Genomic DNA, 5,441 nt, shown 5'->3' with positions numbered 1-5,441 from the left:
CAGGCCGCAGGCCGCAGGCCGCAGGCCGCAGGCCGCAGGCCGCAGGCCGCAGGCCGCAGGCCGCAGGCCGCAGGCCGCAGGCCGCAGGCCGCAGGCCGCAGGCCGCAGGCCGCAGGCCGCAGGCCGCAGGCCGCCGCAGGCCGCCGCAGGCCGCAGGCCGCCGCAGGCCGCAGGCCGCCGCAGGCCGCAGGCCGCAGGCCGCCGCAGGCCGCAGGCCGCAGGCCGCCGCAGGCCGCCGCAGGCCGCAGGCCGCCGCAGGCCGCAGGCCGCAGGCCGCCGCAGGCCGCAGGCCGCCGGAGGGCCGGAGGTGGAGGCCGCACGCCGGGGGTGGAGGCCACAGGCGCAGGCCGCCGGAGGGTCGGAGAAGGCCGCAGAGGGTGGAGGCGGTCAGCGCCGGCCGGGCCAGAGGCCTACGGCGCCGCGAAGCCGATGGGCCGAGGGCGGCCGGAGGCGCGCCAAGGGTGCGCAGAGGCGAGGGGCGGCCAAGGAGGCTGACCGGATGCGGCCCGAGGCCGCAAGCGGAGCGGGCCAGCTCGCGGCCGAGGCGAAACCCCGGCAGGCGCGCTCTCACCTCAGGAGGAGGCCGAGGCCGAGACCCGGCAGGCCAGGCCGAAGGCCGAAGCGAAACCTCGCAGGCCAGCGCCCTCCTCGGCAGGAGGCCGAGACGACACCCGGCAGGCCAGGCCAGGCCGTGCCCGAGGCGAAAGCCCGGCAGGCTTGCGCCCTCCTCGGCAGGAGACCAAGGCCGGGCGAGCCCTGGCCGACCGCGCCTGGCCGGAGGCCGGGCGAGCCCTGGCCGGCCGCGCCTGGCCGAGTGCCTCAGGCTGAGGCTGCCCGGAAGCGGTCCGCCAGCCGGAGGGCCGACATGCCCAGCTCGGCGGGGAAGGCGGGCGCCGGTGGGCTCGTCAGGCGCTTCAGCTCCGGCTCGGTGTAGCGGACGCACTGGCGGTGCCACTCGAGGATGCCGGACATCCAGTCCTTCAGCTCGTCTGCGTGCCGGATGAGCGCGTCGCGGGCTGGGGGGTCCAGTTCGGCATCCTCGAAGAGCTGGGGCAGGTCCGCGGCCAGGATGTGCTCGAACTGCCGCATCCGCGCCGTCATCAGGTCGTTCACCACGTCCCGCGCGGCGAGCCGGTCCAGGCCCAGGAAGTGTTCCACCACCAGCACCATGTTGTGCAGCTCGCCCTCGAACTCGATCTCCTTCTGGTAGGAGAACAGGTCGTTCACGAAGCACGCGTAGTCCTGCGCCGCGGTCTCCAGCTCGCGCAACGTCCGCGTGCCGAACAGCTCCGGCGGCACCGCCGTGAGATGGGTGATCCGGGACAGGCTCATGGTCATGTCCGACCCGAACGTCCGCCGCCGCATCTCGACGTAGTCGATCGGGTCCGGGATGCGGTTCTGCGCCTGGTTCGCCAGCTCCCACACCCAGCTCGCGGTCATGTCCTCCACGGCCTTCCGGAACACCCGCCGCGCGTCGACGCCCAGCGGGGTCGCCGTGCGGCGCCACAGGTCCTGCAGACCGCGCTCCAGCGGAGTCAACGGCTCCGGCGTCTCCCCCGCGTCCAGCGGCATGAACAGCGACAACCGGTCGTTGGACGCTTTCGCCGCGGGCACGTTGCGGCCCGCCCCGAACACCGCCGGGAAGTAGTCGTCGCCGTAGGTGCCCCACGCCAGCCACGCCGTGGACAGGTGCAGCTGCTCCGGATCGGCGTCGGCGTGGATCATCGACGCGCAGTGCGCCAGGTCGATCCCGCGCAACCGCTCCTCGTCCCACACTCCCCCGGCCTCCACGCCCGGCACCGAGTCGTAGAAACCCATCTCCCGGCACCAGTGCACGTTGTGCTCCCGCGCCTCCTCCAGGTGCGGGCTCATCCGGAAGGCGTAGGGCATGTAGATCTCGGGCAGCGGCAGGTGCCCGACCTTGGTGAACGGCACGTGGTCGCGTTGCCGCGTCCGGGTGCGCAGGACCGGCCCGGGCGTGAGCCGGCTGGGGCCGCCGCCGGCCGCGCCCTCGTTCATGTACCGGCTGGACCGCGCGTGCCACTCGTGCCCGCCGGACTGCCAGTCCTGCAAACCCTTCACGTAGGCGCCGACGGCGATCTGCTCGTGCGGCAGTGCGGCGTGTTCGGCGAGCAGGGCGGGCACGTCGACCAGGGCCGTGTCCTCGAACTGCTGCAGCCGCGAGGTCAGCAGCTCGTTCACCAATTCGGCGGCCTCCTGGGTGGAGCAGCCGAGGAACCGTTCGAGCACCAGCACGGCGTTGGAGTTCTCGCCCTCCTCCTGCACCTCGCGCTGGTAGGAGAACAGGTCGTTGCGCAGGTGCACGGCGTCGGCGAACGTGTCGGACAGGACCTCGATCGGCCGCGTCCCCGCCAGCCGGTCCGGCACCTCGGCCCGCACGGCGTACTCGACCAGGTTCGCCGACCACGGCGCCCCGCCGACCCGCCGCCGCATCTGGATGTACTCGATGGGGTTGGCGACGCGGCCCAGGTCGATGTTCGCCAGCTCCCACATCGACTCGACCATCAGGTTGCGGGTGCTCAGCGTGAACCGGCGCCGCCACCCCTCCGACATCGCCGGGATCGTGCGCTCCCACAGGTCCTTCAGCCCGGCCTCGGCGGGGTTCTCCGGCTCCGGCGGCTCCTGGCCGGGCGCGGTCATGAACAGCTCGAGCCGGTCCAGGTACTCCTTCGCGCCCACCATGTCGCGCGAGTACTTGAACTGCTCGAGGAAGTGGTCGTCGAAGAAGAACACCCAGACGTACCAGTCGGTGATCAGATCGAGTGCCGGCCCCGCACAGTCCGGATGCGTGTAGGCGCACATGAGGGCGTAGTCCATCTCGGCCAGCGCGGACTCCGTCCACACCACACCCCCGCCGGGTTTGGGCGCGTCGAGCATGCCCATGCGGCGCGCCCAGTCCATGCTGTGCGCGCGGGTGCCCTCCAGGTTCGGGTTGAGCCTGGCCGGATAGGGGACGTAGAACTCGGGCAGAGTGAAGGCCTGCATGCCTTCGACAGTGTCATTCCCGGGCCGGCGGCGGCAACAGCCAGGTGAGCGATCCCAGGCCCTGTTCGGATGACGCGGGCAGAACACCCTCAGTTGCCTTGATGTCCTCTTCGGACAGTCTCAGTTTCATTAGTGACGACCAGGGGATTGTCCGAAGATTCCGGGAGACTTCGAAATCCGGGAGGCGGCGGGACTGGGCCGTTCGAGCGATTTCACGCGAAACGAGAACACCAATGGAGTGATGTGACAAATATTTCCAGCCGTGGAACCCGACTACTGGTGGACCGATTCGCAGGGGAAGCGCAGACCGGGCTACAAGAAGAAGGGCGGCGCGGCTATCGCGGCGGTGGCGCTGGGCGGCGGCGCGGCGGGCGGCGCGGGCCTGACGACCGGCGGCGGTACCGCGGGCGGCACCGCGACCTCGGCGCACGGCAAGCCGGCCGGCAAGGACGCCGCCCGCAAGGGACAGCGCGATCAGGCCTGGACCCGCCTGGGCCTGCGCCAGCTGAAACAGGTCGCCCGCGCCGAACTGACCTGCGGCGCACACTCCTACGGTCAGGTGCGGCAGTTCTTCCGGAAGCACCCGTGCCGCAAGCTGGACCGGCTCCTCCTCGCGATCGGCGACGCGCACGGCAACACCGTCGTGGTGTCGATCGCGTGGGTGCGGATGCCCAGCGCGGGCACCGCGGCCGACCTCAAGGAGCTGGCCGACACCGACGGCACGGGCAACGTCGAGCCCCTCGCGGCCGGCGCGCTCGGCCTCGCCGGCGTGGAGTTCACCGGGCAGTACTACGGCTCGCGGCGCAGCGGCTCGCTCGTCGTCATCGCCGAGGCCGCGCCCGGCGGCGGACACCCGGACCCCGCGACGATGGACGACGCGGCCGAGGTCGCCGCCGAGTTCCCGCCTCCCTAGCGGCGCTCGAGGATGCCGCGGATGAACGCGGCCTGGCCGGCGTGCTGCAGGTCGTCGGACAGGATGCTCACCAGCCGGACCCCGAGGGTCACCGGCGGGTCCCACGCCTCGTCGACCACCTGGTCCAGCTGCGACTCGCGCAGGCCGCCCAGCCACGAGACCGTCGAGTCGTGCACGGCGTCGTGGTAGCCGGCGAGCAGTTTGGCCTCCGCGCGCACGGCGGCCACGTCCTTCGAGCGGTGGCCGTAGCCCGTCGCCCCCGGTCCGAACGGCAGGCCGAACCGCTCGTGCCAGCCCTCCTCGGTCCACACCTGCGGCGTGCCGGCCAGGTCCGCGATGTGGTCGTCCTGCACGCGCGTGAGATGCCAGACCAGCCACGCGATCGAGTTGGCGCCCTCGTCGAGACGCTGCGCGAGCTGGTCCTCGGTCAGCCCGTCGACGGCCTCGTGCACGACCTCCTGGACGCGGTCGAACCCGTCGATCACCAAGTCCGCAACAGTCATGCCCCCACGCTAACCGCGATCGACGAGTCCCGCCGCGACGAGCTGGACCGTCACGAGCACCGCGATCGCCGCGGCGGCCGGCAACCCGATCAGGACCAGCACCTGCGTCACCCCGGCCTGCACCGGGCTGGCCCCGCCGAGCAGCACACCGACGTAGGCGCCGGGCAGGGTCACCAGGCCGACCGTGCGGGTCTGGTCGAGCGCGGGGATGAGCGCCTGGCCGGCGGTGGGGCGGCAGATCTCCAGCGCGGCGGCGCGCGGCAGGAAGCCGAGGGCGAGGGCGGCTTCGTACTCGCCGTGCCGGGTGGACAGCTCGTCGAGGGCGCGGCGAGCGGCCTGGGAGGTCGCGCTCATCGTGCCGCCGATGACGATCCCGGCGATCGGCACGACCGCGATCGGCTCCAGGGGCACCACGCCGGACCCGAGCACGAGCGCGAGCACCGGCAGGACACCACCGGCCAGGGCGACGGCGATCCACGGCAGGCGGCCCAGCGGTAGCCCGACGCGCCGGGCCGAGGTGACCGCGGCGACGGTGAACATGAGCAGCACGAACAGGCCGGTCCACCACCCCGACCGGAGCACGGCGGTGATCAGCAGCGACACCGCGGCCAGCTGGGCGACCGCGCGGCCGGCCGCGGTCACGACCGCCCACCCGGGCCCGAGCCGCCCGAGCCACACGGCGAGCGCGCCGGCCGCGACGAGCACGGCGAGGACGACGGCCAGCATCGGGCCGGCCTGCAGGGTCGCTCCGCTCACGAGGTTGATCGTGCCGCACGGCGGGCAGTGGCCGCCGGATGAGGGACGGGATCGGAATCGCGGCGCACGTGCGGGGGTGGCTTCCGGGCGGGCGCTGGGTCACGGCGACGCGGGCCGGGACTGCAGCACTCCGGGCCAGCTAGCTGTTGCGGGTCATGACGTTGGTGTCGGCTGCGGGGGCTTGAGACGAGGGGACGGGTCTTTCGGCGGCAGGATGAGAAGTGCGACCCACTCATCCGCCGAGAGAAAGACCCGTCCATGCA

At 72.9% G+C, this 5,441-nt stretch carries 4 protein-coding genes; 1 reads left to right on the top strand and 3 read right to left on the bottom strand.

Going from position 1 to position 5,441, the window contains the following annotated elements:
- Positions 1–819: 819 nt before the first annotated feature.
- Positions 820–3,006: a terpene synthase family protein gene (locus D0D28_RS35000; RefSeq protein WP_116115480.1), complete on the bottom strand. Its 2,187-nt coding sequence runs from the start codon at positions 3,004–3,006 to the stop codon at positions 820–822.
- A 262-nt stretch (positions 3,007–3,268) separates the two neighbouring features.
- On the opposite strand from D0D28_RS35000, the gene D0D28_RS34995 reads away from it, so the two are divergent.
- Positions 3,269–3,919, top strand: coding sequence for a hypothetical protein (locus D0D28_RS34995; RefSeq protein ID WP_116115478.1), 651 nt, complete (start codon positions 3,269–3,271; stop codon positions 3,917–3,919).
- On the opposite strand, the gene D0D28_RS34990 is transcribed toward D0D28_RS34995, so the two are convergent.
- Together D0D28_RS34990 and D0D28_RS34985 are read right to left on the bottom strand one after the other, a co-directional pair.
- Entirely contained in the window at positions 3,916–4,422 is a 507-nt protein-coding gene (locus tag D0D28_RS34990) for a mycothiol transferase (RefSeq protein WP_198958250.1), read from the bottom strand. The genes D0D28_RS34995 and D0D28_RS34990 overlap by 4 nt on opposite strands.
- Positions 4,423–4,431: 9 nt before the next feature.
- On the bottom strand, positions 4,432–5,178 hold the full coding sequence (locus tag D0D28_RS34985) for an ABC transporter permease (RefSeq protein WP_162831278.1): 747 nt from the start codon (positions 5,176–5,178) through the stop codon (positions 4,432–4,434).
- Positions 5,179–5,441: the final 263 nt, after the last annotated feature.

Origin of the sequence: Amycolatopsis ruanii, from assembly GCF_003385175.1 — a bacterium.
GTDB lineage: Bacteria > Actinomycetota > Actinomycetes > Mycobacteriales > Pseudonocardiaceae > Amycolatopsis_E > Amycolatopsis_E thermalba.
The sequence above is the reverse complement of the archived record's forward strand: the minus strand, read 5'-3'. Positions and strand labels throughout refer to the sequence as shown.